The following is a 24210-nucleotide window of genomic DNA, read 5'->3' on the forward strand; positions in this document are numbered from 1 at the left end:
GGCCGGTTCGGACCGCTCGCGGTGGTCTGGTCAGGAATCCTTCGGGGCCTCATCGGGTGCGGGGATTGCCGCCGATCTTCGATGGCCGCTCCACCACCTGGCACGCCACCCGCTGCGCGGCTTCGGAAGGCGGATGTTCACCTCCGATGGCAGGATCCAGCCGAAACGTCTCGCGAGGAGGGAGAGCGCTGCGGCGCTCAGGATCGCGACGACGCTTCCGACCTCGGGGTAGCCGAGCTCCGTCAGGATCACGGTCTCGATGCTCGCGACGAAGGCGCTCGTAGCATAGAGGGTGTTGCCGCCGAACACCGTCGGAACCTTCATGAGCAGAACGTCGCGCACCATTCCGCCGCCGACCGCGGTGACCATCCCGAGCAGGACCGCCGGCAACCACCCGAGGCCGGCAGCAAGGCCCTTCTGCGCGCCGACCGCCGCCCAGCATCCGACCGCCAGCACGTCGAGCAGCAACAGGACAAGGTGGGAGGCCCGGCCCTTGAACGGGATGAAGAACGCGATGATCGCACCGAGGATGGCGACCCCGAGATAGTAGGGGTCGGTGAGCGCCACCGGCGCCCCCTGCTGGAGGAGGGTGTCGCGGATCATCCCGCCGCCGAGTCCGGAGAGGATCGCGAGGATGACGAACCCGACGAGGTCGAGCCGGGCGGCACGCGCCGCAATACCACCGAGGATCGCATTGGCGAGAACACCCGCCAGGTCGACGAACCTGATCGCATCGTTCAGTGTGACGACAGCTGCGTCCATGCGGCCCTCACCGCCCGCTTTCCGGATGCGCCAGCCAGGCCATAGCGGCGACGACGGCGGCTGCGGTCCCGGTCCGCAGTGTCGGCTCGATGACCGGAGCGAACTGCGGTGAATGGTTGGCGGGGATCGTCGTGGCGACGGTGCCGGCCGCCTCGGCTGCGGCGTAGGCACCCGGATCCACCCCACCGATGCCCCAGTAGACGTACGGGCTCCCGAACGCGTTCGGCATCTCGCTGAAGTCCTCGCTCGCCGACTGCCGGTCGATCGTGAACGCCTCGGCGCCGAAGTGGGTTCGGAATGCGGTATCGACTCTCGACGAAGCTGCGGAGTCGTTGTCGGTGAGCGGGAAGTGGTCGTACAGTTCGAACTCCGGCTCGAGGGGGGAACCCGACGCGGCGCACTCTCCGCGCACGACGCGTTCGATCGCGGCGAGCAGTGCCGAGCGGGTCGCGTCGCTGTAGGTGCGCAGGTTCAGTTCGAGCACCGCATGGTCGGAGATGATGTTGCTCTTCGTGCCCGCCGAGATCCTCCCCACCGTGAGTACCGCGAAGTCGTCGGGGGCGATCTCGCGTGCCACGATCGCCTGCAGCCGGACCACGATCATCGCCGCGAGAACGACAGGGTCGACCGAGAGCTGGGGCATCGACCCGTGGCTGCCGCGTCCGTGCACCGTGATGCGCATGCTGTCCGCGCCGGAGAGGAAGGCCCCGGGCCGCACGCCGACCCGCCCGGAGGGGAATGCCAGCACGTGCTGCGCGAGGGCGACATCCGGTTTCGGAATGAGAGTCGTGAGGCCGCCGTCGACCATGGCGGATGCGCCGGTGGCGATCTCCTCCGCGGGCTGGAACAGGGCGATGTACGTCCCGCTCCAGGAATCATGCTCGGCGGCCATGAGCCTGGCCGCAGCCATGAGGCAGGCCATGTGCACGTCGTGGCCGCAGGCGTGCGCCACCGGCACATCGTTCTGCGCGTCATCGGTCGCACGATCGGTGCTGGCGTAGTCGAGGCCGGTCTTCTCCGCCATGGGCAGCGCATCCATGTCGGCGCGCATGAGCACGACCGGACCGTCCCCGTTGCGCAGGACCCCGACGACGCCCGTCGTCCCGATCGTGTCGTGCACGTCGAATCCGGCCTCGCGGAGTACCGTCGCGGCGATCGAGGCAGACCTGGTCTCGTGGTGTCCGAGTTCCGGATGCCGGTGCAGGTCCCGGTAGAGGTCCTCCTGCCAGGGCTGGATGCCGAGGTAACCGGCCAGCACCCGGCCCACGGCCGCTTCGATCGCATCGTTCGCCCTGTCGGCCGGTGCAGTATCCGTCTGGCCCGCGTCATTGCTCATCGCGACTCCTTGCTCGCTGCAATTGTCCCGCACCGAACGGGGAGACGGCCACGCCGTCGGGAGTTTTCTCGGAGCGAGCCGGATCAATCGTGGGTGGTCGCGAGGGTCGCCCCATCCCACCAGTCGAGCACTCGCGTGCCGTAGAAGGTCAGCCATGGCGACGGCTCCCCCGGTGCGACATCCACCTCGAACCAGACCCGCCCCGGATGCCGCCGCTCCTGCTCCCAGGTTCCGTCGCCCCGGCGGGCGGCGCGCACGGCATCGATCGCGTCGGCGATCCGCGGGTCGGGTGCCACGCCGTCATGGAGGGCGGCCGCACGGAAGTAGTCGGTGGCGTTGAGCACGCTGTAGAACCAGCGGAACGGATATGCGAAGCGGTCGACCCAGTACCCCGGGAACTCGCCCGTCGTGAGCGTGTGCATGAGACGTCGGGCGAGCAGGTACTCCTCGCCTGCGCGGCGCGCGGCGCGCAGTTGGTCACTGCCGCCGGTCGCGGCCTCGTAGGAGAGGATGCCTTTGAGCGAGTTGAGGGTGGAGTGGAAGGAGGATCGCTTCGAACCGTTCACCCACTCGCAGTTCCAGCCGCCCTCCGGCTGCTGGTGGTCGACGAACCACTGGGCGAGGCCCGAGACATCCGCCCCGAGCCAGGCGCCGTTGGCGAGCGTGTACCCGTTGATGCAGCAGTCGACCTCGCCATCCCAGTATGGAAGGTTGTCGTACTCCCAGCGGCTGTTGGCCTTGAGCTTCTCGGCGGTGCCGGTGAGGACGGAGGCGTCGAGGCCCCACTCCCTGAGGGAATTGAGCGACCAGGTCGTCGCCGTCCATGGCTGACCGGCGTCGTCGGCGGCCTCCGGTCCGGTGAAGTCGAAGTCGCCGGGGAAGTAGGCGCCGCCCGCCCACTGGCCGTCGGCATCCTGCAGTGCGAGCAGTCGTGCTCCGAAACCTTCGGTCGCGACGCGCGCCCTGGTCGTCTCCCACACTTCCCCCGGTTCACCGACGAGGTCGCGCTCGACCTGCCAGCGCAGCGCGGGGTCGGAGTCGAGCATCCAGTCGAGCAGCTTCTGGTCGATCGTCATTGCGGCAGGCTACACGGGTGCGCCGACAAGCCCCAGGGTTGAGTGGGAGTATTCGGTGGAGCTGAGGGGATTCGAACCCCTGACCCCCTGCATGCCATGCAGGTGCGCTACCAACTGCGCCACAGCCCCGCAGTGTGCAACCGTCGCACACAACTTCCCCAGATTACTACACCCGCGGCGCGGAACCGCACGACTCAGACGTACCCCATACTCGTCGCTGCCGCCCGTGCGACGACGAGGAGCGGATCGAGCGACGTCGATGTCGCCTGCACCCGCAGCTCGAAGCCCTCGACCAGCGCATGGACCGTCCAGTATTCGCCGACCTCATCATGGACATCCTCGTAATAGCACGCGTCCAGGAAAGGCGGGCACTCCGAATAGCCCGCCGATCGCCACGCATCGACCTGCTGCTCGTCCGAAGCGGTCGCGCGCGGAGCCACGAAGACGGTGACGGACCCGGCGTCCGAGTTCGGAATCCCCCACAGGCATACGAGACCATCCCGAGCGATGAAATCCTGTGCGCTGGGGTCGCCGGTGCCTGGCGCGATCTCGATGGGCTCGAACTGTGGGGAGAACGCGCTGTGAATCGTGTCGAGGGGAACGAGTCCTGAGCAGTCTCCGGGAAGGGTGAGCCGCATCCCGCCTGGTGAGGCGCTCGCGCTTCCGGATGCCGACGGCTCGGCGCTCGCGCCGGCCCCGATGCTGGGAGGCGGGCTGGGCTCGACCGGGCCGACACAGCCGGCGAGGGCGAACACGACGGCGAGGGGAACGATGAGTGCGCGAATCGTCATCCGATGGCCTTTGGTCTCGTGGAGATCGTGGTTCGTTCGAGGACATTGTCGCACGGTCCCCTGCTCGGGAGAAGAGCCGTCACCCGCCGGCGGTGAGGCTCGCCCTCAGGCTGCGATACCCGTGTATGGCGGAGCGAAGCTCTTGTGCGCGATGCTGGGGAAGGAAGACCTGGCTGTTCTCCCCCAGGTCGCTCGCGGCTGGGCTGACCGCTACGGTCTCCACGGAGAAACCGAACTCGAGGCCGAGGACCTCGATCGCCGCCGCGCCCTGGTACGGGACGTAGACCGGCGTCGTGATCACGAGCACAGACCGGATGTCGCCCGCCCGCACCGCCCAGAAGCGGAACGTGTCCGCGGTGTTCGCTCGCCGCTGCATCGGGTCCGACGATGGAGCGGCCACCACCTGCAGGACGCGCTCGTTCCAGTTCCAGGAATCGACGCGCCAGTCCGCATATCCTGGCGGGGCATCCGCCTCACCGGAGTGCTCGCTGCGGTCGGGACGTCCACGGCCGAATGCCTGCCTCATGCCGGCGGTCATGGCATCGAACTCGTTGTCGCCGTCGACGCCCAGCGCTCTCCCCAGCGTCGCCTCGTCCCCGGCGAACGTCCGGAACGCACCGAGGAAGACACCCTCGCGCCACGCGAGCCCGGCGTCGTAGAGCTCCCGGAGATATCGAGGTTTGACGATCCCCGCCCGGACCATGCCGCCGGTCATGATGACGGCGTCGTAGCCCGGCCGGGACGGCGGCGACGTGCCGTCAAGTCCGAGCAGCGCCGCGGCGGAGTCGATCGCCTCGATCTGCCTCGCCGTCAACGACGCATTCGCGGCGAGATTGCGTTCACGGCCGGAACGGAAGTCCCAGTGCTCGCCGGCGAAGGACTCGAGCGCGTCGAGGAGCGGCTCGCCGGAGCTGCCGGACATCCGGGCCGCCGGATCGGGTGCGAACGCCGCCACGGCATCGGTGTCGCTGAGGGCCGCTGCCCACGCGTCGATCGCGGCAACACAGCGCCCCGCATCCCCTGGCTCGGCATCCCAGCGAGGAAGTTCGATCACCTCACACCCCGAGAGGCACGACCGGGCAGTCATTCCACAGGCGCTCGAGCGAGTAATAGAGGCGATCCTCCTCGTGGAACACGTGGACGACGAGGTCACCGAAGTCCAGCAGGATCCAGCGGCCCTCAGCTCTTCCCTCCCGACGAAGCGGCTTCGCGCCGCTCTCGATGAGCTTCTCCTCGATCTCGTCGGCGATCGCCATGACCTGCCGTTCATTGCGCCCGCTCGCCAGGAGGAAGACATCCGCGAACGGCAGCTGTGCGGACACATCGAGCGCGACGAGATCCGTCGCCTGCTTCGAGTCGGCTGCGGATGCGGCGCGCGCGACCAGCTCGAGGGCGCGGGCGGACGCCGTCATGCGCGCTCCGCGAAGGTTCCGGATGTGATCGTCACGAATCAGAAGATCTTGAAGATCATCCCGGCGACGACCAGCACGACGACGCCGACCATCATGACCCCGGCAGTGATCGAGAGGATCATCGGCATGTTGTTGCCCTTGGGGCGTTTCGTGTTGATGATGCCCTGTGAGGACGTGTACGTGCTCACCGCACGCACCGCGCGCACGGGAGCGGAGTCCGGTGCAGAGTCTTCGCGATCGCCGGCGTCGATGATCGAGTCGAGGTCGGGGCGGTCGTAACGGGACGGATGCAACCCGTTCATTCCCAGGCTGCGCGGCAGGTCGATCGTACCGGTGATCAGGATCTCCCCCGTGCCGCTGACCGGACCGGTGAGCGGCGATGTGCTCGGGAACGAGGGAAGGACGAGCGCGCTCGTCGTGATCGCGTCGCTCGCGGCGATGTTGCGCGTGTGCGGACCCGTGGCCGTACCGACGACCTCATCGATGTTCGGCTGGTTCGACCAGTGGCCTGCCGGTGCCGAGTAGACCTCCGGGGCCGTGATGATCTCGCGCATCGGCCCGGAGGCGACCGCCTCGGTGGACGGGAGCGACGGGGGCGGGGCGGGGATCGACGCAGGGACGACGGGCTCCGGTGCGATGGCCTCCGGAGCGACTCGCTCCTGCACCGCTTGCTCCTGCACCGCTTGCTCCTGCACCACGGGCTCCGGTGCGACGGGCTCCGGTGCGACTGGCGACTGCACGACGGGCTCCGGCTCGGGCGTCGCGGTGACGGCATCGTCGGCCACAGGGGCGTTCTGAGCGACGACATCCTCAACGGACGGGATCTGTTGAGCACTCCGATCCCTGACCGGTGGCTCGATGAGGTCCGGGATCTCCTGCCGCGCCTGATACAGCTTGTCGAATTCCGCCATCGCTGCAGCGAGTTCAGCGCTCTGGGCGCTCTCTCTCACGGACTCTCTCGTCGAATCCGTGGTGTCCTGGTTCGGGTGCTCGGTCACCGGCTCCACGAGCGGTGCGACCTCGACCATGCGGGGCTCTGCCGCCTCGCGCATCTCGCGCAATTGGCGGCGTGTGAGGGTCTGCTCCAGGGGGGCGTCGACCACCGTCGATCGCGCGTCCGATTCGCGCGGGGAGACATCCTCGGGTGTAACCACGACTGGGGGTGTGGATGCGGGGGCCGAGTAGGCCGTCGGCCCCGGTCTATCCATGCCCACGGAGGTGTGATAGCGGAGATCCTCACTCCCGGCTGCGGGTGGAGTCCACGGTGCCGACTGGGTGGAGGAGAACGACGATCCGCGATTCTCCGGCGAGAAGTCGCGGAGCCGATACGACCCGGAATCGCTCGACGGCCTCGCCGCACCCGACTGTCTCTGCCGGCGAAGGGGCTCATCCACGGGGGGCGATGGCGATCGTACCTGAGTGGAGTAATGCAGCGGCTCCGGCATCGAGCTTTCGGACCAGATTTGCTGATCAAGGTCGGTTTTCGAGGTCTCGACCTCACCCGTGTCCGACATCGTGGCCTGGACGTGAGCGCGCTCGCTCTCCCGGAGTGCACGCCGGCTCAGCGGCTGCTCGTCTTGCCAGGTTGTCACGTAGAACTCCGATACAGATGGTACTTGGAGATGTATTGAACGACCCCATCGGGAACCAGATACCACACCGGGAAATCCCGGCTGACCCGACTGCGGCAATCCGTGGATGAGATGGCCAGCGCAGGCACTTCTAGCAAGCTTACGTGCTCCTCCGGCAATCCGGAAACGGTCAGCGGATGTCCCGGCCTGCTCACAGCTACGAAGTGGGCGAGGGTGAAAAGCTCGTGCGCGTCCTTCCAATCCAGGATCTGCGCCACGGCATCCGCCCCCGAAATGAAGAACAGTTCGGCATCGGGGCGCGCCCTGCGCAGCTCCCGAAGCGTGTCGATCGTGTAGGTGGGTCCGCCGCGGTCGATGTCGATCCTGCTGACCGTGAAGTCCGGGTTGGATGCCGTGGCGATGACGGTCATGAGATAGCGATGCTCCGGCGCCGAGACGTCGCGCTTCTGGTACGGTTCACCGGTCGGAACGAAGACGACCTCATCCAGGTCGAAGTGGCGACGGACTTCGCTCGCGGCGACGAGGTGGCCGTTGTGGATGGGGTCGAAAGTTCCACCCATCACGCCGATGCGAGCACGCTTCTGCGTGGGGGCGGCCATGGTGGTTCGCCTAGTGTTCCGAATGCTCTTCTGCACCGTGGTGCGCGTCGCTGGCGGGAACCCGGTGGGCGTGGCGGTTCGCTACATCGCGGAAGCTCCATGCCGCGAGGCCGACGATGAGGAAGATGATGAAAGCGGTGAGCGCGAACGCCCAGTTCGGCATCGAGAGGGGTGCCGCGTGCTCTTCGGCGGCAGAAACAGCAAGCAGAAGCATTTCATCTCCGTTCGGATGACGCCATCCATCGTCGACCGGCGCCACTCACAATCTATCGTGTCCTGGTGGGAGTTCGGGCGGTTTCCGCTGCGAACCAGGTGCCCAGCTCCACGCCGGCAAGCGCGTCGGCAACGTGTTCGGTCGAGGTCAGCAGCACGGGTGTGCCTGCCGCCGCGGCGAACCTTGCCGCCGACACCTTGGTTCTCGCTCCCCCTGTGCCCACACCGGTGAACCCGATGCCTCCGAACTCGATCGACTCGAGAGGATCATCGGGCGTCACGACCTCGATACGCTCGGCGCCCGGTTCGTGCGGTGGCCGCGTGTAGAGGGCATCGACATCCGACAGGAGCAGGAGCAGGTCAGCGCCCACCAGTTCGGCGACGAGCGCTGCGAGCCGATCGTTGTCGCCGAAGCGGATCTCGTGGGTCGCCACCGTGTCGTTCTCGTTCACGATCGGCAGGATGCGCAGGGCAAGCAACCGCTCCATGGCGCGTTGGGCGTTGGTGCGGTGCGCGGCATTCTCGAGATCGCCGGCCGTGAGAAGCACCTGGCCGGCCACGATCCGATGACGGTCGAGACTCTCCTGGTAGCGGAAGATCAGGACGTTCTGACCCACGGCGGCCGCGGCCTGCTGGGTCGCAAGATCGGTGGGACGCCCATCGAGTCTGAGGTAGGGCATGCCGGTCGCGATAGCCCCCGACGACACGAGGATGACCTCCGTGCCGCGTGCGTGTGCCGCGGCGAGAGCATCCACGAGAATCGGAATCTGGGCTGCGTTCGCACCGCTCACCGACGACGAACCCACTTTCACGACGACGCGACGTGCCGAAGGAACCTCGGCGTGCGTCGTGATGGAGTCAGACATTCTCGTCGTCGGTGTCCTTGTCTCGGTCGATGGCGAAGCCCTCGTCATCCGTCCACATCCCGGCTTCGCGTTCGCGGATGAGTTCTGCGCGCGCTGCGGCCTTCGCGTCCATGCGGGCGAAGTAGTCGCCGCGTCGTTCGCTTCGGGTCGGACGCTTCGATGCATCCAGGCGGGCATCGGCACCGCGCGGACTTGTCATCAGCTCGGCTGTCGACGTGAGTGTCGGCTCCCAGTCGAAGACGACACCGCGGCCAGCGCCAATGACCACTGTAGACCCGGCGACAGCCCCGGACTTGAACAATTGGTCTTCCACTCCGAGCTTCGCCAGTCGATCGGCCAGGAAGCCCACCGCTTCGTCGTTCGTGAAGTCCGTCTGGGCGACCCATCGTTCCGGCTTGGCACCGAGCACGCGATAGACGTTTCCTCCGGAGCCTCCCTCGATGCGGATCTGGAATCCGCCATCGTCGACCGCCTTCGGCCGAACGACGATGCGGGGGCGCGTCGGCTCGAGTGCCAGCCTGGTCTGGGTGACGAGCTCGGCGAGAGCGAACGACAGGGGCGCGAGACCCTCCCTGCTGACGGTGGAGATGTCGAAGACGCGGTAGCCGCGGACCTCGAGATCCGGACGCACCAGTTCGGCGAGGTCGCGGCCCTCCGGGACGTCGATCTTGTTCAGCGCGACGAGCTGCGGCCGTTCGAGCAGGGGAAGCTGGCCGTCCGGAACCGGGTACGCAGCGAGTTCCTTCAGGATGACGTCGAGATCGCTGATCGGGTCGCGACCCGGTTCGAGCGTTGCGCAGTCCAGGACGTGCACGAGCGCGGAGCACCGCTCGACGTGGCGCAGGAACTCCAGCCCGAGGCCCTTGCCTTCGCTCGCACCCTCGATGAGACCCGGGACGTCCGCGATCGTGTACCTGACCTCCCCGGCCTGCACGACCCCGAGGTTCGGATGCAGCGTCGTGAACGGGTAGTCGGCGATCTTCGGCTTCGCGGCCGACATCGCCGCGACGAGGCTGGACTTTCCCGCGGACGGGAATCCGACGAGGGCGATGTCCGCGACGACCTTGAGCTCGAGTACGACGTCGCCCTCCCAGCCCGGTGTGCCGAGGAGCGCGAACCCGGGCGCCTTCCGCTTCGTACTCGCGAGCGACGCATTCCCGAGACCGCCCTGTCCGCCCGCAGCCGCGACGAAGCGCATCCCCGGTTCGGCCAGGTCGGCAAGCTCCACGCCGTCGGCATCCTTCACGACCGTGCCGACCGGAACGGCCAGCTCGACATCGGGCGTGCCGAAACCACTGCGATTGTCTCCCATGCCCGGGCCGCCATTGTCCGACTTGCGGTGCGGTGCACGGTGGAAGCCGAGGAGAGTCGTGACCTGCGGGTCGCTCACGAGCACGATGTCGCCCGCGTCGCCGCCGTTGCCGCCGTCGGGGCCCGCCAGCGGCTTGAACTTCTCGCGGCGCACCGAGACGCAGCCGTCGCCACCGTTTCCGGCGCGCAGGTGAAGGGTCACCTCGTCGACGAATGTCGCCATGGTGTTCTCCCTTCCCTCGCCCTTAACGGCAGCAAGCGGGCCGTAGCCCGCCTACCTGTCCGAATCGTTCCCTGAGGAGATCGCGCAGCGATCGTCTCGAAGCAAACGAAACCGAGACTCTCGCTACTCCGCCGCCACAATGTTGACGACCTTGCGGCCGCCCTTCGCGCCGAATTCGACCGCGCCGGCCTCGAGTGCGAACAACGTGTCGTCTCCGCCACGGCCAACGCCCGTTCCGGGGTGGAAGTGGGTGCCGCGCTGGCGGACGATGATCTCGCCGGCGCTCACGACCTGGCCGCCGAAGCGCTTGACGCCGAGGCGCTGCGCGTTCGAGTCGCGACCGTTACGGGTGGAGCTTGCTCCCTTTTTGTGTGCCATGAGTGCAGCCCCTTACTTGATGCTGGTGATCTTGACGCGGGTGAGCTCGGAGCGGTGCCCCATGCGACGCTTGTACCCGGTCTTGTTCTTGTAGTTCTGAATGTTGATCTTCGGTCCGCGCAGGTCGCCGACGACCTCGGCGGTCACGGTGATCTTCGCGAGTGCCTTCGCGTCGTGGGTGATCTTGTCACCGTCGACGAACAAGACCGGCGCGAGCTCGACGTTGCCGTCCTTGTCCGCCTTGATGCGGTCGAGAACGACGATCGAGCCGACCTCGACCTTCTCCTGCCGACCGCCGGCGCGCACAACTGCGTAAACCACGTGGAACCCTCACTGTTGAAAGACTGTCCTGATTGAAGACGTTGGCGTAGAAAGCGGGCTCAGCCCAGCACACGCCGAAGGTCAATACTACTTGATGTTCTGCAACTCGGTCAAACCTCGTCGATGAGCCCGGCGACCGGATGCTTCGCCGGGTGTGCCCGCAGCCAGATCCAGAGCAGCACGCACGCGAGGATGGTGATCGGGGCGAGACTGATGGCGAGGTTCAGGGCGCCGAACAACGCGTTCGAGAACGCCCATCCGGCACTGGCGGACACCGTCGAGAACAGCCCGAATGCCCATCCGAAGACCTGGCCGGACGATACGTCGTAATGGCTGAACAAGGATTCGAGCAGGGTCACGACGAAGACGATGACGGCGCCGCACGCCGCCGCCAGGAGCGAGCGGGTGATGACGTGGGCGATGTGGAGTTCCGCCGCGACCGGCGCGAGAAGCCACAGGCTCAGGAACACCCCGATGACGAACGGAAGCACCCCGAGAACGGTGCCGAGGAGGAACGAGGGAAACAGTCCGTCGACGGCACCCTGGGAGATCATCACACCGGCATAGAGCAGCGAGCTCAGAAGCCTCTGGACGACGTAGGTGCCGAGAATGATGAGTGCGGCGGACGCAGCCGCCAGCACTCCCCTGCGGCCGAACAGGCTCGCGAAGCCTCGCATCCGAATCACGCTCCTAGACTTTCACTCATGACGGTGCTCATCGACCAGCCTAGATGGCCCGCCCACGACACACTCTGGTCGCATCTCGTGAGCGACACCTCTCTCGACGAGTTGCACGCCTTCGCGAAAGCCGCCGGACTGCCGCCCCGGTCCTTCGACCTCGATCACTATGACGTTCCGGAGCACCGCTACGCGGAGCTCGTGGCATCCGGCGCCCAGCCGGTGAGCAACCGCGAACTCGTGAAGCGGCTGGAGTCCAGCGGACTGCGCGTGACCCAGCGCGAACGGCGCGCCAGGGACTAGTCCGTCGTCGCCACCGCGCCACCGGCGGTCGATGCCCTCCGCGACCGTCGGGGAGCAGCCGCCTTCGACGGTTCCTGTTCCGGCAGTGCGTCGAGGACGGTATCCAGCAGCTTCTCGGTGTCCTTCGCGCTGGCCGTGTCCTTCGCGGAGGCGGAACGCTGCGACCTGGCGGACTTGGGGACCGGGATGTCCAGAATGGCGACGGCGGGCTCGGCGTCATCCACCGGCCCTGCGTCGACGACCGGCTTCGGGGCGGCATCCGGCTCCGGTTCGGGCTGGTCCGCGAGTTCGATCGCGGGCGCGATCGTGCTCGCCGCGATCTTCGCGAGAGCGTTCTTCACGTCCTCGGTGATCGCGTGCGTGCCGCCGTTGCCATTGCCGGCCTTCGACGCGGCCGACTGGTTCCCCTTGCCGCGCCCGCGCTTGGGTTCCGGCTGCGGAGACTGCCTGTGCTTCGTGACGGGATCGTGGTGCACGATGATCCCTCGGCCTGCGCACACGTCGCACGGTTCGCTGAACGACTCCAGCAGCCCGAGCCCGAGCTTCTTCCTGGTCATCTGGATGAGCCCAAGCGACGTCACCTCCGCGACCTGGTGTTTCGTGCGGTCACGGCTCAAGCACTCCACGAGCCTGCGCAGGACGAGGTCGCGGTTCGACTCGAGAACCATGTCGATGAAGTCGACGACGATGATCCCGCCGATGTCGCGCAGCCGCAGCTGGCGCACGATCTCCTCCGCCGCCTCGAGGTTGTTCTTCGTGACCGTCTCTTCGAGGTTTCCGCCCGACCCCACGAACTTTCCCGTGTTGACGTCGACCACGGTCATGGCCTCGGTTCGGTCGATGACGAGAGACCCACCGGATGGCAGCCACACCTTGCGGTCCAGTGCCTTCTCGATCTGCTCGGAGATGCGGAACTCGTCGAACGCATCCGTTTCGCCCTCGTACTTCGCGACGCGGTCGGCGAGATCCGGGGCGACGGCGCTCAGGTAGCCCTGGATCGTCGCCATGGCGTCGTCGCCGGCGACGACGAGCTTCTGGAAGTCCTCGTTGAAGACGTCGCGGACGATCTTCACGAGAAGGTCCGGCTCGCTGTGCAGGAGTGCGGGCGCCTGGGAGTTCTCCACGGCTCTGCTGATCTCCGTCCACTGGGTGGTCAGCCGATTCACGTCGAGCGTCAGCTGCTCATCCGTCGCCCCTTCGGCCGCCGTACGCACGATGACGCCGACGTTCTCCGGAAGGACCTCCTTGAGGATCTTCTTGAGTCGCGCGCGCTCGGTGTCGGGAAGTTTGCGAGAGATCCCGTTCATCGAACCGTTCGGCACGTAGACGAGGTAGCGTCCCGGCAGGGACACCTGGCTCGTGAGCCGAGCGCCCTTGTGGCCGACCGGGTCCTTGGTCACCTGCACGAGGACCTTGTCTCCCGGCTTCAACGCGAGTTCGATGCGGCGGGCCTGCTGCTTGCCGTCGCTCGAGTTCTCCGCCGCGGCATCCCAGTCCACCTCACCCGAGTACAGGACAGCATTGCGTCCGCGCCCGATGTCGACAAAGGCCGCTTCCATGCTCGGAAGGACGTTCTGCACGCGGCCGAGGTAGACGTTGCCGATGAGCGAGGCATCCTGCGCCTTCGCGACGTAGTGCTCGACGAGCACGCCATCCTCGAGGACGCCGATCTGGATGCGATCGTCCCTGGACCGCACGATCATCGCGCGATCGACGCTTTCGCGCCTGGCGAGGAACTCGGCTTCGGTGATGACCGGACGGCGACGCCCGGCATCCCGGCCATCGCGGCGGCGCTGCTTCTTCGCCTCGAGCCTTGTGGAGCCCTTGACCCGCTGGGGTTCGTTGCTCGGAGCGGCCTGCTGACGCGGCTGGCGCACCTTGACGACCGTATTGGGCTGGTTGGAGTCCGCGTCGCCCTCCTCGCCGGAACGACGGCGGGTGCGTCGACGAACGGTCGAGGTCTCTTCGTCGTCGCCGGGGCGGTTCCTCTGGCGCTCCGGCATCGGCGGCAGGTCAGGGGCCTGGAATAGCGGCGCGAGCGGAGACACGGTGACGGTCGGTGCCTTCTTCGGCTCAGTCTTCGATTCCGGCTTCGCCGCCGCGGCATCCGACGCTGACTTCGGAGGCGCGGTCCTCTTCCTCACGGTCTTTGCGGGTGCAGCGGCAGCCGTCTCGACCGGCGCGTCCTGCGCTGCGGATCCGCCTGCGGCCTCCGCGGTGTTCCTGGCTCTGCGGCCACCGAAGACACGGGACTTCTTCTTGTTGTTTTCGTTTGTCTCCACCATTGCTGGTGCACTCCTAGTGCCCGGTGCGGGAAACCGCGCCACCCCGCCGGGTAATCCTCGTGCGGTGCCGACCTCAGCCGTCCACCGCTAATCCTTTGCGTTCACACGCTTTCTGGTGCGAATCGCCGGGCGATTCGCCGTTGCCCGGTTCAGAGACCGGGAAGCTTGTCCTCGTCGTCCCGGGCGCGGCCCGGAAGACTGCAGCCATTATCGCACGCATTCCCGTCAATCCCGATTTGGGCGCGTGCAATAATCGCGAGTGTGAGCACCACCGCTACGACCCGCCGTCCTGTCGTCTTCGCCGGATTCCTCATCCTCGCCGGAATCATCGGCGTCTACGCCTCCTGGGAGTTGACGATGGCGAAGTTCCAGACGCTCACGGATCCCGGCTCGAGTCTGGGCTGCGACTTCAGTGTTCTTGTCCAGTGCGGCAGGAATCTCGAATCCTGGCAGGGCTCGGTGTTCGGATTCCCGAACCCGATTCTCGGGCTGTGCGGTTTCGTCGCACCCATCGCGGTCGGTGTCGGCATCCTCGCCGGCGCCCGATTCGCGCGCTGGTTCTGGATCCTGTTCAACCTGGGTGTCGTCGGCGCCCTCGCATTCGTGTGCTGGTTGATCTACCAGAGCATCTTCAATCTCTTCACACTGTGCCCGTGGTGCATGGTCGTGTGGAGTGTCACGATCCCGCTGTTCTGGGCCGTCACCCTCTACAACCTGTCGAGGGGCCACATTCCGGTGACGCCGGGCGCGAGGAGGTTCTTCACCGCGGCGCTCGGATGGGTTCCCCTCATCACCATCGCGAGCTACCTCGTGGTGGCCGCGATCGCCCAGGTCCGGCTCGACGTGATCAGTTCGCTCTTCTGACCGGGCGCCCCGGCGCTCAGATCAGGAGAACCAGAGCGCGAGCTCGCGGGCGGCACTCTCGGGCGAATCCGAGCCGTGCACGAGGTTCTGCTGCACGGCGAGTCCCCAGTCGCGCCCGAGGTCCCCGCGGATGGTGCCGGGAGCGGCAGTCGTCGGGTCCGTCGTGCCCGCGAGCATCCGGAACCCTTCGATCACGCGGTTGCCCGCCACACGCATCGCGACAACCGGCCCACTCTCCATGAACTCGACGAGCGGTTCGTAGAACGGCTTCCCCAGGTGCTCCTCATAGTGCCTGGCAAGAAGGTCCCGATCGGCCTGGATGAGGCGGATGTCCACCAGTTGGTACCCCTTCGCCTCGATGCGGCGCAGGATCTCGCCGGTGAGGCTGCGGGCAACACCGTCCGGCTTCACGAGGATGAGGGTTTCTTCAACGGGGTCGTTCACGGTGCCTCCCTGGCAGTCTTGTCGGTCGTCGGAAAGTTCTTGCGGTCCAGTCTGCGTGCGGTGATGAAACAGTAGACCCAGAGGGCTGCGAATCCGGCTCCGATGAAATACATGAGCACGAGGATGACGCCCGTGGCGATGAGGACCGCCTGGAGAAGCCAGCCGAGCCAGACCCCCGCCGGATACCGCACGAGCCAAGCGGCGACCAGGAAGAGGATGAAGAGCGCCGCGCCGCCACCGAAGGCCACCGCGGGAGCGAGGACCCGAAGCCCGAACGCCGTGACCGTCACGAAGAACAGGAGGGCTGCCTCGAGCCCCAGCACGATGGACAGGAGCGATTCTGTGGCCGTGCGCACCCGGCGCATCCGCGGAGCCTGCGACGTCATCGCTTCCAGCCCTGTTCGGTCGCGAGTTCGATCGCCTCGCCGATCAGCGTGATCGAGCCCGTGATGAGAACGCCGCGGCCGGGGGCATCGGCCGCCCATTCGCGCGCGCCGGCGATGGCGTCGTCGAGACTGTCGAACTCGTACGTCGCGCCATCATGGGTCTCCTCGAGAACGAGCGAGGCGAGTGCGTCGACATGGATAGCCCGATCGGAGTGCGAGCGGGTCACGTGGAAACGGTCGGCCAACGGGGCGAGCGCGTCGATGATGCCGCGGGCATCCTTGTCTTCGAGCACCCCCAGCACGATCGTCAGCTCGGCGAAGGTGAAATAGGACTTCATGGCCGCGGCGAGCGCCCTCGCACCGTGCGGATTGTGGGCGGCGTCGATGAGCACCGTCGGCTCGATGCCGAGGATCTGCAGTCGGCCGGGAGAGGTCGCGGTGGCCAGACCCTCTGCGAGGACGTCGTGGTCGAGCGGCTGCGTCGCACCGCCGAGGAAGGACTCGACGGCGGCGATCGCCACGGTGGCGTTGACGGCCTGGTGGTCGCCGAACAGCGGGAGGAAGAGATCCGGGTACCGGCCGGCAAGTCCTCGAACCGCAATGACCTGCCCGCCGACGGCGATCGTCGTCGACTCGAGCGCGAAGGCCCCTCCTTCGATCGCCACAGTCGATTCGGTGAGTTCGGCAGCACGCTCGATGGCGGCGAGCGCTTCGGGGGTCTGCTTCGCAGACACGACGCTCGCCGCGGGCTTGATGATGCCGGCCTTCGTCGTCGCGATCTCGGCGATGGTGCTCCCCAGCCGGTGCATGTGGTCGAGAGCGATCGGAGTGAACACCGCCACCTGCCCGTCCGCGATGTTGGTCGAGTCCCATTCGCCGCCCATCCCCACTTCGAGGACGACGACGTCGACCGGCGCATCCGCGAAACACGCGAACGCGAGCGCGGTGAGCGCCTCGAAGAACGTCACGGGCAATTCCCCCGCGGCCTCGAGTTCGGCATCCACCATGGCCAGGTATGGCCGGATGTCGTCCCAGTTGGCCGCGAGCGCCTCGTTGCCGATGGGATCGCCGTCGATCACGATGCGCTCGTTCATCCGCACGAGGTGCGGGCTCGTGAGCAGCCCGGTGCGCAGACCGTGCGCCCTCAGGATGCTCTCGGCGATGCGGCTCGTGCTCGTCTTGCCGTTCGTTCCCGTGATGTGGATGATCGGGTACGCCCGCTGCGGGTCGCCGAGCAGCTCAGCCACCCTGCGAGTCGGACCGAGCCGCGGTTGCGGGTTGGCTTCGCCGACCCGCGAGAGCAACTCGGCGTAGACCCGATCCGCCTGCACCTGGAAGAGCGCGTTGTTGCCGATCTCCGGGTCTTCTTCGTCGCGCTTCTCAGACATCGATCCCCTTGCCGTGGCGGTCCAGTTCGACGAGTATGTCACCGATGTTCGCATACTGGCCCGCGGTCACGAGCGAGCGGAACGCATCGCCCGTTCCGTGCGCCGCCGCGAGCGCTTCGAGCCCCGGATAGTCGCCGTCGAACGACTCCGCGGCGAGCACATCGATGTCGGTCGCGAGAGTCTCGTCCGCGATCATCCGCCTGAACTCGTCCACGGCCGCCGCCTCGTCGCGCGAGGCGAAGTACACACGCAGGTCGATCCGGTCGCTCACGTCGAGTCCGGCGGAGCGGCGGGAATCCTGCACCGCGCGGATGACATCCCTGGCGAGCCCTTCGGCCTCCAGCTCCGGAGTCGTCACGGTGTCGAGGATCACGAATCCCTCGGAGTCGAGGAAGGCCACCGCGTTGGACGGATCGGCCGACTCCAGGACGAGCTCGAACTCTCCATCGAGCAGCGCGGTTCCGCCCGCCGTCACGGTGCCGCCGTCGATGCTCCAGTCGCCCGATTTCGAAGCCTGGATGATCCGCTGCACGTCCTTGCCGACGCGTGGGCCGAGGGCGCGGGCATTCACCGACAGCCTCCTCGTGATGCCGAAGTCGCCGAGTCCGCCCTCGGCCAGCGGCACGAACACGAGATGCTTCACGTTCAATTCGTCCTTCAGGATGTCGCTGAACCGGTCGATCCCGCTGCTGTCGCCGACGACCGTCAGGGCCGCCAGAGGCAACCGGACTCGGCGACCGGTCGACTTCCGCAACGCGAGTCCGGCCGATGCGACCTCGCGAACGCGATCCATCGCCGTGACCAATCCCTCGTCCTCGGGGAACTCCTCGGCGACCGGCCAGTCCTCGAGGTGCACGCTGCGCTTGCCCGTGAGGCCCTTCCAGACGGTGTCCGCGATGAGCGGTGCGAGCGGCGCGGCCACACGGGTGAGGGTTTCCAGCACCGTGTAAAGGGTGTCGAAGGCGTCGCGCCAGTCGGCCTCGCCGTTGTCACCGGCCCAGAACCGATCACGGCTTCGCCGCACGTACCAGTTGGTGAGCACGTCGGCGAAGTCGCCGAGCTTGGCAGCCGCGAGGGGTGAGTCGAGCGCCTCGAGGTCTACCGTGACCTCCTCGATGAGCCGTCGGGTCTTCGCGAGGATGTAGCGATCGAGCGACCCGGCGGAATCGGTGCGCCAGGTCGCGCGGTATCCGCCCGCCGGTTGGGGAGTTGCGGCGTTCGCGTACAGGGCGAAGAAGTAATACGTGTTCCACAGTGGCAGGAGGAACTCCCTCACCCCGGAGCGGATCGCCTCCTCCGTGACGCTGATGTTGCCGCCGCGGATGACGGAGGACGACATGAGGAACCAGCGCATGGCATCCGCGCCGTCGCGGTCGAAGACCTCGGAGACATCGGGATAGTTGCGCAGGCTCTTCGACATCTTCTGCCCGTCGCTGCCGAGCACGATGCCGTGGCTGAGCACGTTCGTGAAGGCGGGGCGGTCGAAGATCGCGGTCGAGAGCACGTGCATGACGTAGAACCAGCCGCGCGTCTGCCCGATGTACTCGACGATGAAGTCGGCGGGGCTGTGGCTTGCGAACCAGTCCTCGTTCTCGAACGGATAGTGCACCTGTGCGTACGGCATCGACCCGGAGTCGAACCACACGTCGAACACGTCCTCGATGCGCCGCATGGTGGACCGACTGCTTGGATCATCTGGATTCGGACGGGTCAGCTCGTCGATGAACGGTCGGTGCAGGTCCGGCTCCCCCGCAGTGTTCACCGGCATCCGGCCGAAGTCGCGTTCGAGTTCCGCGAGCGACCCATAGGCGTCCACGCGGGGGAACTCGAGGTTGTCGCTCTTCCAGATCGGGATGGGCGAGCCCCAGTAACGGTTGCGGGAGATCGACCAGTCGCGGGCGCCCGAGAGCCACTTGCCGAACTGGCCGTCCTTGACGTTCTCCGGCACCCAGTTGATCTCCTGGTTCAGTTCGCCCATCCGGTCACGGAATTCCGGCACCTTCACGAACCAGCTCGACACCGCCTTGTAGATGAGCGGGTTGCGGCAACGCCAGCAGTGCGGGTAGCTGTGCTCGTAGCTCGCGACCTTGAAGAGGCGGCCCATCGCGCGCAACTGCTTGATGAGCACGGGATTCGCGTCGAAGACCTGCAGGCCGGAGACGCCCTCGATCACGGGCAGGAAGCGCCCCCCGTCGTCGACGGAGAGGATGACCGGGATGCCTGCCTGCGCGCACACGAGCTGGTCGTCCTCGCCGTAGGCGGGGGCCTGGTGCACGATGCCGGTTCCCTCGCCGGTCTCGACATATTCCGCTACGAGAATCTGCCAGGCGTTCTCGGTGCCGTACTCCTCGGCATCCGCGTAGTAGTCCCACAGGCGCTCGTAGCGGATGCCGGCGAGCTCAGTGCCGAGCACGGTCCGCTCGATCGCGGCGCGGGCCTCCTCCGCGGTGGCGTAGCCGAGTTCCTTCGCATAGGAGGCGATCGTGTCGGCGGCGAGCAGATAGCGCGCGCCGCCGTCAGCGGCCGGGACCACCGCGTACTCGATGCCGGGACCCACGGCGAGCGCAGCATTGGTGGGCAGGGTCCACGGCGTCGTCGTCCAGGCCAGCGCGTCGACGCCGGCGAGGCCGAGCGAATCCGCCTTCTCCCCGGTGAGCGGGAACGTGACCGTGACCGACTGGTCCTGCCGCATCTTGTAGACGTCGTCGTCCATCCGCAGCTCGTGGTTGGAGAGCGGGGTCTGGTCGCGCCAGCAGTACGGCAGCACGCGGTAACCCTCGTAGGCGAGCCCCTTGTCGTAGAGCTGTTTGAAGCCCCAGAGCACGGACTCCATGAATGTCACGTCGAGCGTCTTGTAGTCGTTCTCGAAGTCGACCCAGCGGGCCATCCGGGTGACGTATTCCTCCCACTCCTTCGTGTACCTGAGCACGGACTCGCGCGCGGCCTGGTTGAATGCGGCGATGCCCATCTCCTCGATCTGGCTCTTGTCGGTGATGCCCAGCTGGCGTTCCGCCTCGAGCTCTGCCGGGAGACCGTGGGTGTCCCATCCGAAGCGCCGGTGCACCTGCCTGCCGCGCATGGTCTGGAATCGCGGGAACAGGTCTTTCGCGTAGCCGGTGAGCAGGTGGCCGTAGTGCGGGAGTCCATTGGCGAACGGAGGGCCGTCGTAGAAGACCCACTCTTGGGCACCCTCGCGCTGGGCGACGGATGCGCGGAAGGTGTCATCCTTCTGCCAGAAGGCGAGGATGCGCTCCTCGAGCTCCGGGAATCGCGGGCTCGGGCTGAGCGGCTCTGCCGGTTCGCCGTCTGCGGAAAGCGGGTAGGTCATCTGGTCATTCCTCGTGCTGGACGCTGGTGCTGTGTCAACACGAGGACGACGGATGCCGCGGTACCACCTCGCTTGCAGTTCCGGAGAACTGCCACTCATTGCAGGCGATGACGGGCCCAACCGTTCGGTTCTACCTGTTGCTTCACCGACCGCCGAGACGCCAGTGCGCAACGTTCTTCCGAAGGCTCCCCGGTGATGGCCGGCTCGATGCCTCTGGCACGATTCTACCCGGTCAGCGGGTGCGCTGCGCCAGGAGCGCGGCGAGCACGCCGGCGCCGGTCGCCGCGTCGTCGACAGTGACCACGAAACGCCTTCCGTTCGCCTGCGTCACCTCGATCGCCTCCCCAGCGCGCGCGATGATCCCGGTGCGCCCGTTGCCGCCCCAGCGCCAGCCCCAGCCGCCGAAATCGCGCGACGGATCGACCTCGACGACCTGCACCGAGCGGATGCCGTGCAGCGGGATCCGCTTGCGAGGCCAGCCGAAGATGCCTGCCGCGATGAAGCCGCGGCGATCGGCGGATACCCGCCACCAGGTGGTGGTCGCCGCGAGGAGGGCGACGAAGACGAGGGTGAGGATGGCGACGACACTCGCGGCGCGCGAGGCGAGCGACACCAGGATCGCCGTGACGAGAGCGATCGCGACCACGAATGCGATGACGGCGAGCGCAGCGTTGCTGAGTCGAACCGAGTGCGACCAGGAGATGCGCTCCTGCCCCTGGACATCCACGCGTCTCGGCTCTGATCCTGCCTCGTCGACCGTCTCGGCCGGCGGCAACACGAACCAGCCGACGACCGCGAGGAGGAGGCCGGCTCCGGCTCCGATCGCGAGCCACAGGCCGACATCCGGCGCCTCGTGCGCATCGGAGAGCCCGCGCTGCACTGCGAGCGACGCGGCGAAGCCGACATTGAGCATGGTGGCCAGCCAGAGGCTTGTCACGACGAGGAACTTCTGATTCCAGGTCAGGCGCCCGGATGGCGTCGGCCGCCAGGACCACAACGCGACGAAGACACTGAACACGATCGTGATGACGAGCGGCGCAAGGACGAACGGAAGCGCCGGGCCGAAGCCATCCGGCCCCGCGCCCGACCAGTGCACGGCGATCGGATCGGGAAGCTGCGGCAACCACGACAGGGTGATCGCCGCGGTGACGACCGCGATCGCGGTGGGCACGACCGCGCCGAGGGCGACCGCCCTGGTCCTCGTCACCCTGGTCTGCTGCGCGGTGTCGGTCACTGGTAGGCCTCCCTGATGAGTGCGGCGAGCGCTGACGGGGCGATCTCGAGTTTGCGCGCTTCAGCGATGACCGCCTCGACGGCCGTGTTGAGGTGCTCATACCCGCCGGATGGCCGGCCCGTCACGATCGCACCGCGCCCTGGCCGCAGCTCGATGAGACCCTCGTCGCGGAGCAGTTGGTACGCGCGCAGGACGGTGTGCACGTTGATGTCGAGCGACTGCGCGAGCTCCCGCGCAGACGGCAACCGCTCGCCGAGCGCGATCGCCCCGGTGATGGTCGACGCCCGGATGCTGCCGGCCAGCTGGTCGAACAGCGGGACGCCGGAGGACGGGTCGATTCGGATGAGCACCCGTCTAGTCTATTGTTATAGTTGGACTAGTGCAAGAGCGTCACTGATGTAGTCGGAGAGCGGTCGGCGCGCGACGCCGCCCCGGATCCAGGCGCCCCAGGCGGCGACGATCGCACCGGCCACGGAGTTGGCGCGCACGGTGAGTGCGAGTCCACCGCGGCCCTGTCCGGTCTCGGCGGCGATGGCTGCATGCACGAGGGCCGCCACGCGGGCAACCCGGGCAAGACCCGACGCGACGAGCTCATCGCGCGTGCCCATGACATCCGATTGGGTGACCGCGAGCGGAACACGCTCCGGGCCGACCTCCGCGGCGACCAGTGCCACCGAGTCGAAAAGCGGCGCCCCGGATGCGAGACACTCCTCGAGCCTCTCGATCGCGTGGTCGGCGTCCATCCAGAGCAGGTCGCTCTTCGAGGAGAAGTAGTTGAAGAACGTCGCTCGACTCACGCCGGCCCGCTGGGTGATCTCGTCGATCGTCGTCCCGTCATAGCTCTGCTCGAGGAAGAGCTCGGCGGCGGCATCCTCGATCGTGCCCCGCGACGACGCCCGAGGACGCCCCACCGTCACACGCTCGCCATTCATCCCTGAACTCCACTAGTATCAATTTCTGGACTGAGTCTAACAATCCACTTCCCGTCCATCCCGAACCGAAAGGCTGCGCGTGACCGCGACAGAGCTCGAGCCCCTGGCCGTCCAACCCACCGAACCGAAGGTGGCTCGCAAGGTCGTCTGGGCGTCGTTCGTCGGAACATCCCTCGAATCGTACGACTTCTACGTCTTCGCCTACTTCAGCGCGATCTTCAGCGCGCCGCTCTTCTTCCCGGAGCAGGACCGCGCGGCAGGCACCATCCTGTCGTTCCTGCTGCTCGCGATGTCCTACCTGGTCCGGCCCATCGGCGCCGTCATCTTCGGGCACCTCGGTGACCGCATCGGCCGCAAACGCACGCTTCTCTGGACGATCGGCATCATGGGCGTCGCGACAGGAGCGATCGGCATCCTCCCCGACTTCGCGAGCATCGGCATCCTCGCCCCGATCCTGCTGGCACTGCTGCGGATCGTCCAGGGCCTCTCCCTTGGCGGAGAGTGGGGTGGCGCGATCCTCCTCGCCACCGAGCACGCAAGCTACCGCAAGCGCGGGTTCTACGCTGCGCTCCCGCAGCTCGGCTCGCCCGTCGGAACGATCCTCACCGGTGCACTGTTCCTGCTCCTGACACTCACCCTCAGTTCGGAGGACATGCTCGCCTGGGGCTGGCGACTGCCATTCCTGGCCGCCTTCCCCCTCCTCGCGGTATCGCTCTATCTGCGGCTCGCGATCGACGAGACGCCGATCTTCAAGAACCTCATCGACACCGGGCGCCGTTCGCGCGTGCCGGTGCTCGATGTGTTCCGCACGCATCCCTTCGCCGTCGTCGTCGCGATCGGGGCCGCGCTGCTCGGCATCGGCTCCTACTCGCTCATGAACACGTACACGATGGCGTACGGAGTGAACATCCTCGGTTTCTCCTACCAGGAGCTGTTTGAGGCGACCCTCATCGGCAGTCTGCTGCAACTCGTGACGATCCCCCTCTTCGGGGTCTGGGCGAACCGCATCGGCTCCGCGCGGGTCGTCGCGATCGGGGCTCTCGGTACCCTGCTCATCACGTTCCCGATGTACTGGATGCTGCAGTTCGCCACATTCCCGATCCTCGTCGGGACCATGATCATCGGCGGGATCCTGCCGACCCTGGCCTGGGCGGGACTCGGCGGGCTCATGTCGGACCTGTTCAGCGGCCCGGTGCGCTACAGCGCACTCTCGATCGCCTACAGCGTCGCCGCCGTCATCTCCGGGCTCATCCCGCTCGCGACGCAAGCGCTCTCCACCGCGACGGATGGCGCATGGTGGCATCCGGGGATCGTCCTCGCCCTGCTGTCGATTCTCACGCTCGTGGCCTCGCTCATCGCCGTTCGCATCCGCGTGCGCGACGAGGTCATCGACGAGTCGTAACACCGCGACTCACCCCGTGCCGGGCGCGGGAGGTTGGCTCTGGTGCGCCGACCTCCCGCGCCCTTAGAATGACGTTCGATCGATTTC

At 67.0% G+C, this 24210-nt stretch carries 25 protein-coding genes and 1 tRNA gene; 3 read left to right on the plus strand and 23 right to left on the minus strand.

The genetic code is table 11. The annotated features are described in order from the left end of the window. Window positions 1-30: 30 nt before the first annotated feature. From BKA04_RS02660 to BKA04_RS02730, 15 genes are all read right to left on the minus strand, one after another. A complete protein-coding gene (locus BKA04_RS02660; protein ID WP_104095022.1) occupies window positions 31-762 on the minus strand; it encodes a trimeric intracellular cation channel family protein in 732 nt (243 codons plus the stop codon). A gap of 7 nt (window positions 763-769) precedes the next feature. Then, the gene (locus BKA04_RS02665) at window positions 770-2098 is read right to left on the minus strand and encodes an amidohydrolase (protein WP_198413284.1); all 1329 of its coding nucleotides are present in this window, start codon (window positions 2096-2098) and stop codon (window positions 770-772) included. A gap of 83 nt (window positions 2099-2181) precedes the next feature. Next, window positions 2182-3174: a squalene cyclase gene (locus BKA04_RS02670; protein ID WP_104095023.1), complete on the minus strand. Its 993-nt coding sequence runs from the start codon at window positions 3172-3174 to the stop codon at window positions 2182-2184. A gap of 56 nt (window positions 3175-3230) precedes the next feature. Next, window positions 3231-3303 (minus strand) — tRNA-Ala (locus BKA04_RS02675). A 65-nt stretch (window positions 3304-3368) separates the two neighbouring features. Continuing rightward, a complete protein-coding gene (locus tag BKA04_RS02680) occupies window positions 3369-3965 on the minus strand; it encodes a hypothetical protein (protein WP_104095024.1) in 597 nt (198 codons plus the stop codon). A 79-nt stretch (window positions 3966-4044) separates the two neighbouring features. Next, entirely contained in the window at window positions 4045-5019 is a 975-nt protein-coding gene (locus BKA04_RS02685; protein ID WP_104095025.1) for a hypothetical protein, read from the minus strand. A gap of 1 nt (window position 5020) precedes the next feature. Next, window positions 5021-5377 carry a ribosome silencing factor gene (rsfS, locus tag BKA04_RS02690; RefSeq protein WP_104095026.1) on the minus strand — a complete coding sequence of 119 codons (357 nt, stop codon included), beginning with the start codon at window positions 5375-5377 and terminating at the stop codon, window positions 5021-5023. 38 nt (window positions 5378-5415) lie between these two features. Further along, window positions 5416-6591 (minus strand): hypothetical protein, encoded by a 1176-nt coding sequence (locus BKA04_RS02695; RefSeq protein WP_183320692.1) that lies wholly within the window; start codon window positions 6589-6591, stop codon window positions 5416-5418. Window positions 6592-6965: 374 nt separating this feature from the next. Then, a complete protein-coding gene (gene nadD, locus BKA04_RS02700) occupies window positions 6966-7568 on the minus strand; it encodes a nicotinate-nucleotide adenylyltransferase (RefSeq protein ID WP_104095028.1) in 603 nt (200 codons plus the stop codon). Between the two features lie 10 nt (window positions 7569-7578). After that, on the minus strand, window positions 7579-7782 hold the full coding sequence (locus tag BKA04_RS02705) for a hypothetical protein (RefSeq protein WP_104096595.1): 204 nt from the start codon (window positions 7780-7782) through the stop codon (window positions 7579-7581). 52 nt (window positions 7783-7834) lie between these two features. Further along, entirely contained in the window at window positions 7835-8647 is an 813-nt protein-coding gene (gene proB, locus BKA04_RS02710; RefSeq protein ID WP_104095029.1) for a glutamate 5-kinase, read from the minus strand. After that, on the minus strand, window positions 8640-10181 hold the full coding sequence (gene obgE, locus BKA04_RS02715) for a GTPase ObgE (RefSeq protein WP_104095030.1): 1542 nt from the start codon (window positions 10179-10181) through the stop codon (window positions 8640-8642). Before obgE ends, proB begins: the two co-directional genes overlap by 8 nt. Before the next feature lie 123 nt (window positions 10182-10304). Further along, window positions 10305-10559, minus strand: coding sequence for a 50S ribosomal protein L27 (rpmA, locus tag BKA04_RS02720; protein WP_104095031.1), 255 nt, complete (start codon window positions 10557-10559; stop codon window positions 10305-10307). 12 nt (window positions 10560-10571) lie between these two features. Then, window positions 10572-10880 (minus strand): 50S ribosomal protein L21, encoded by a 309-nt coding sequence (gene rplU / locus BKA04_RS02725; protein ID WP_104095032.1) that lies wholly within the window; start codon window positions 10878-10880, stop codon window positions 10572-10574. Between the two features lie 110 nt (window positions 10881-10990). Then, window positions 10991-11566, minus strand: a complete 576-nt coding sequence (locus BKA04_RS02730) for a hypothetical protein (protein WP_134542216.1) — start codon at window positions 11564-11566, stop codon at window positions 10991-10993. A gap of 18 nt (window positions 11567-11584) precedes the next feature. Here BKA04_RS02730 and BKA04_RS02735 point away from each other — a divergent pair, with 18 nt between their 5' ends. Then, window positions 11585-11860: a DUF4031 domain-containing protein gene (locus BKA04_RS02735; RefSeq protein ID WP_104095034.1), complete on the plus strand. Its 276-nt coding sequence runs from the start codon at window positions 11585-11587 to the stop codon at window positions 11858-11860. On the opposite strand, the gene BKA04_RS02740 is transcribed toward BKA04_RS02735, so the two are convergent. Beyond that, complete coding sequence (locus BKA04_RS02740) at window positions 11857-14145, minus strand: Rne/Rng family ribonuclease (protein WP_104095035.1); 2289 nt, start codon at window positions 14143-14145, stop codon at window positions 11857-11859. The two genes, BKA04_RS02735 and BKA04_RS02740, sit on opposite strands and share 4 nt — an antisense overlap. A gap of 261 nt (window positions 14146-14406) precedes the next feature. On the opposite strand from BKA04_RS02740, the gene BKA04_RS02745 reads away from it, so the two are divergent. Further along, window positions 14407-15009 (plus strand): vitamin K epoxide reductase family protein, encoded by a 603-nt coding sequence (locus tag BKA04_RS02745; protein WP_104095036.1) that lies wholly within the window; start codon window positions 14407-14409, stop codon window positions 15007-15009. 21 nt (window positions 15010-15030) lie between these two features. Here the strand turns inward: BKA04_RS02745 and ndk are convergent, their stop codons facing one another. The 7 genes from ndk to BKA04_RS02780 all read right to left on the minus strand — a co-directional run bounded on the left by ndk (window position 15031) and on the right by BKA04_RS02780 (window position 22721). Further along, a complete protein-coding gene (ndk, locus tag BKA04_RS02750) occupies window positions 15031-15453 on the minus strand; it encodes a nucleoside-diphosphate kinase (protein ID WP_104095037.1) in 423 nt (140 codons plus the stop codon). Next, window positions 15450-15839, minus strand: a complete 390-nt coding sequence (locus BKA04_RS02755; RefSeq protein ID WP_104095038.1) for a DUF4233 domain-containing protein — start codon at window positions 15837-15839, stop codon at window positions 15450-15452. Before BKA04_RS02755 ends, ndk begins: the two co-directional genes overlap by 4 nt. Then, window positions 15836-17227, minus strand: coding sequence for a bifunctional folylpolyglutamate synthase/dihydrofolate synthase (locus BKA04_RS02760; protein WP_104095039.1), 1392 nt, complete (start codon window positions 17225-17227; stop codon window positions 15836-15838). The genes BKA04_RS02755 and BKA04_RS02760 overlap by 4 nt, the downstream gene beginning before the upstream one ends. After that, window positions 17220-20555 carry an isoleucine--tRNA ligase gene (ileS, locus tag BKA04_RS02765; protein WP_104095040.1) on the minus strand — a complete coding sequence of 1112 codons (3336 nt, stop codon included), beginning with the start codon at window positions 20553-20555 and terminating at the stop codon, window positions 17220-17222. Before ileS ends, BKA04_RS02760 begins: the two co-directional genes overlap by 8 nt. A gap of 232 nt (window positions 20556-20787) precedes the next feature. Next, window positions 20788-21789 (minus strand): DUF1648 domain-containing protein, encoded by a 1002-nt coding sequence (locus BKA04_RS02770; RefSeq protein WP_104095041.1) that lies wholly within the window; start codon window positions 21787-21789, stop codon window positions 20788-20790. Further along, on the minus strand, window positions 21786-22139 hold the full coding sequence (locus BKA04_RS02775; RefSeq protein WP_104095042.1) for a GntR family transcriptional regulator: 354 nt from the start codon (window positions 22137-22139) through the stop codon (window positions 21786-21788). Before BKA04_RS02775 ends, BKA04_RS02770 begins: the two co-directional genes overlap by 4 nt. A gap of 15 nt (window positions 22140-22154) precedes the next feature. Then, complete coding sequence (locus BKA04_RS02780) at window positions 22155-22721, minus strand: TetR/AcrR family transcriptional regulator (RefSeq protein WP_104095043.1); 567 nt, start codon at window positions 22719-22721, stop codon at window positions 22155-22157. A 79-nt stretch (window positions 22722-22800) separates the two neighbouring features. On the opposite strand from BKA04_RS02780, the gene BKA04_RS02785 reads away from it, so the two are divergent. Further along, the gene (locus BKA04_RS02785) at window positions 22801-24123 is read left to right on the plus strand and encodes an MFS transporter (RefSeq protein ID WP_232841944.1); all 1323 of its coding nucleotides are present in this window, start codon (window positions 22801-22803) and stop codon (window positions 24121-24123) included. The last annotated feature ends 87 nt before the right edge of the window (window positions 24124-24210 follow it).

Origin of the sequence: Terrimesophilobacter mesophilus (assembly GCF_014200375.1) — a bacterium.
GTDB lineage: Bacteria > Actinomycetota > Actinomycetes > Actinomycetales > Microbacteriaceae > Terrimesophilobacter > Terrimesophilobacter mesophilus.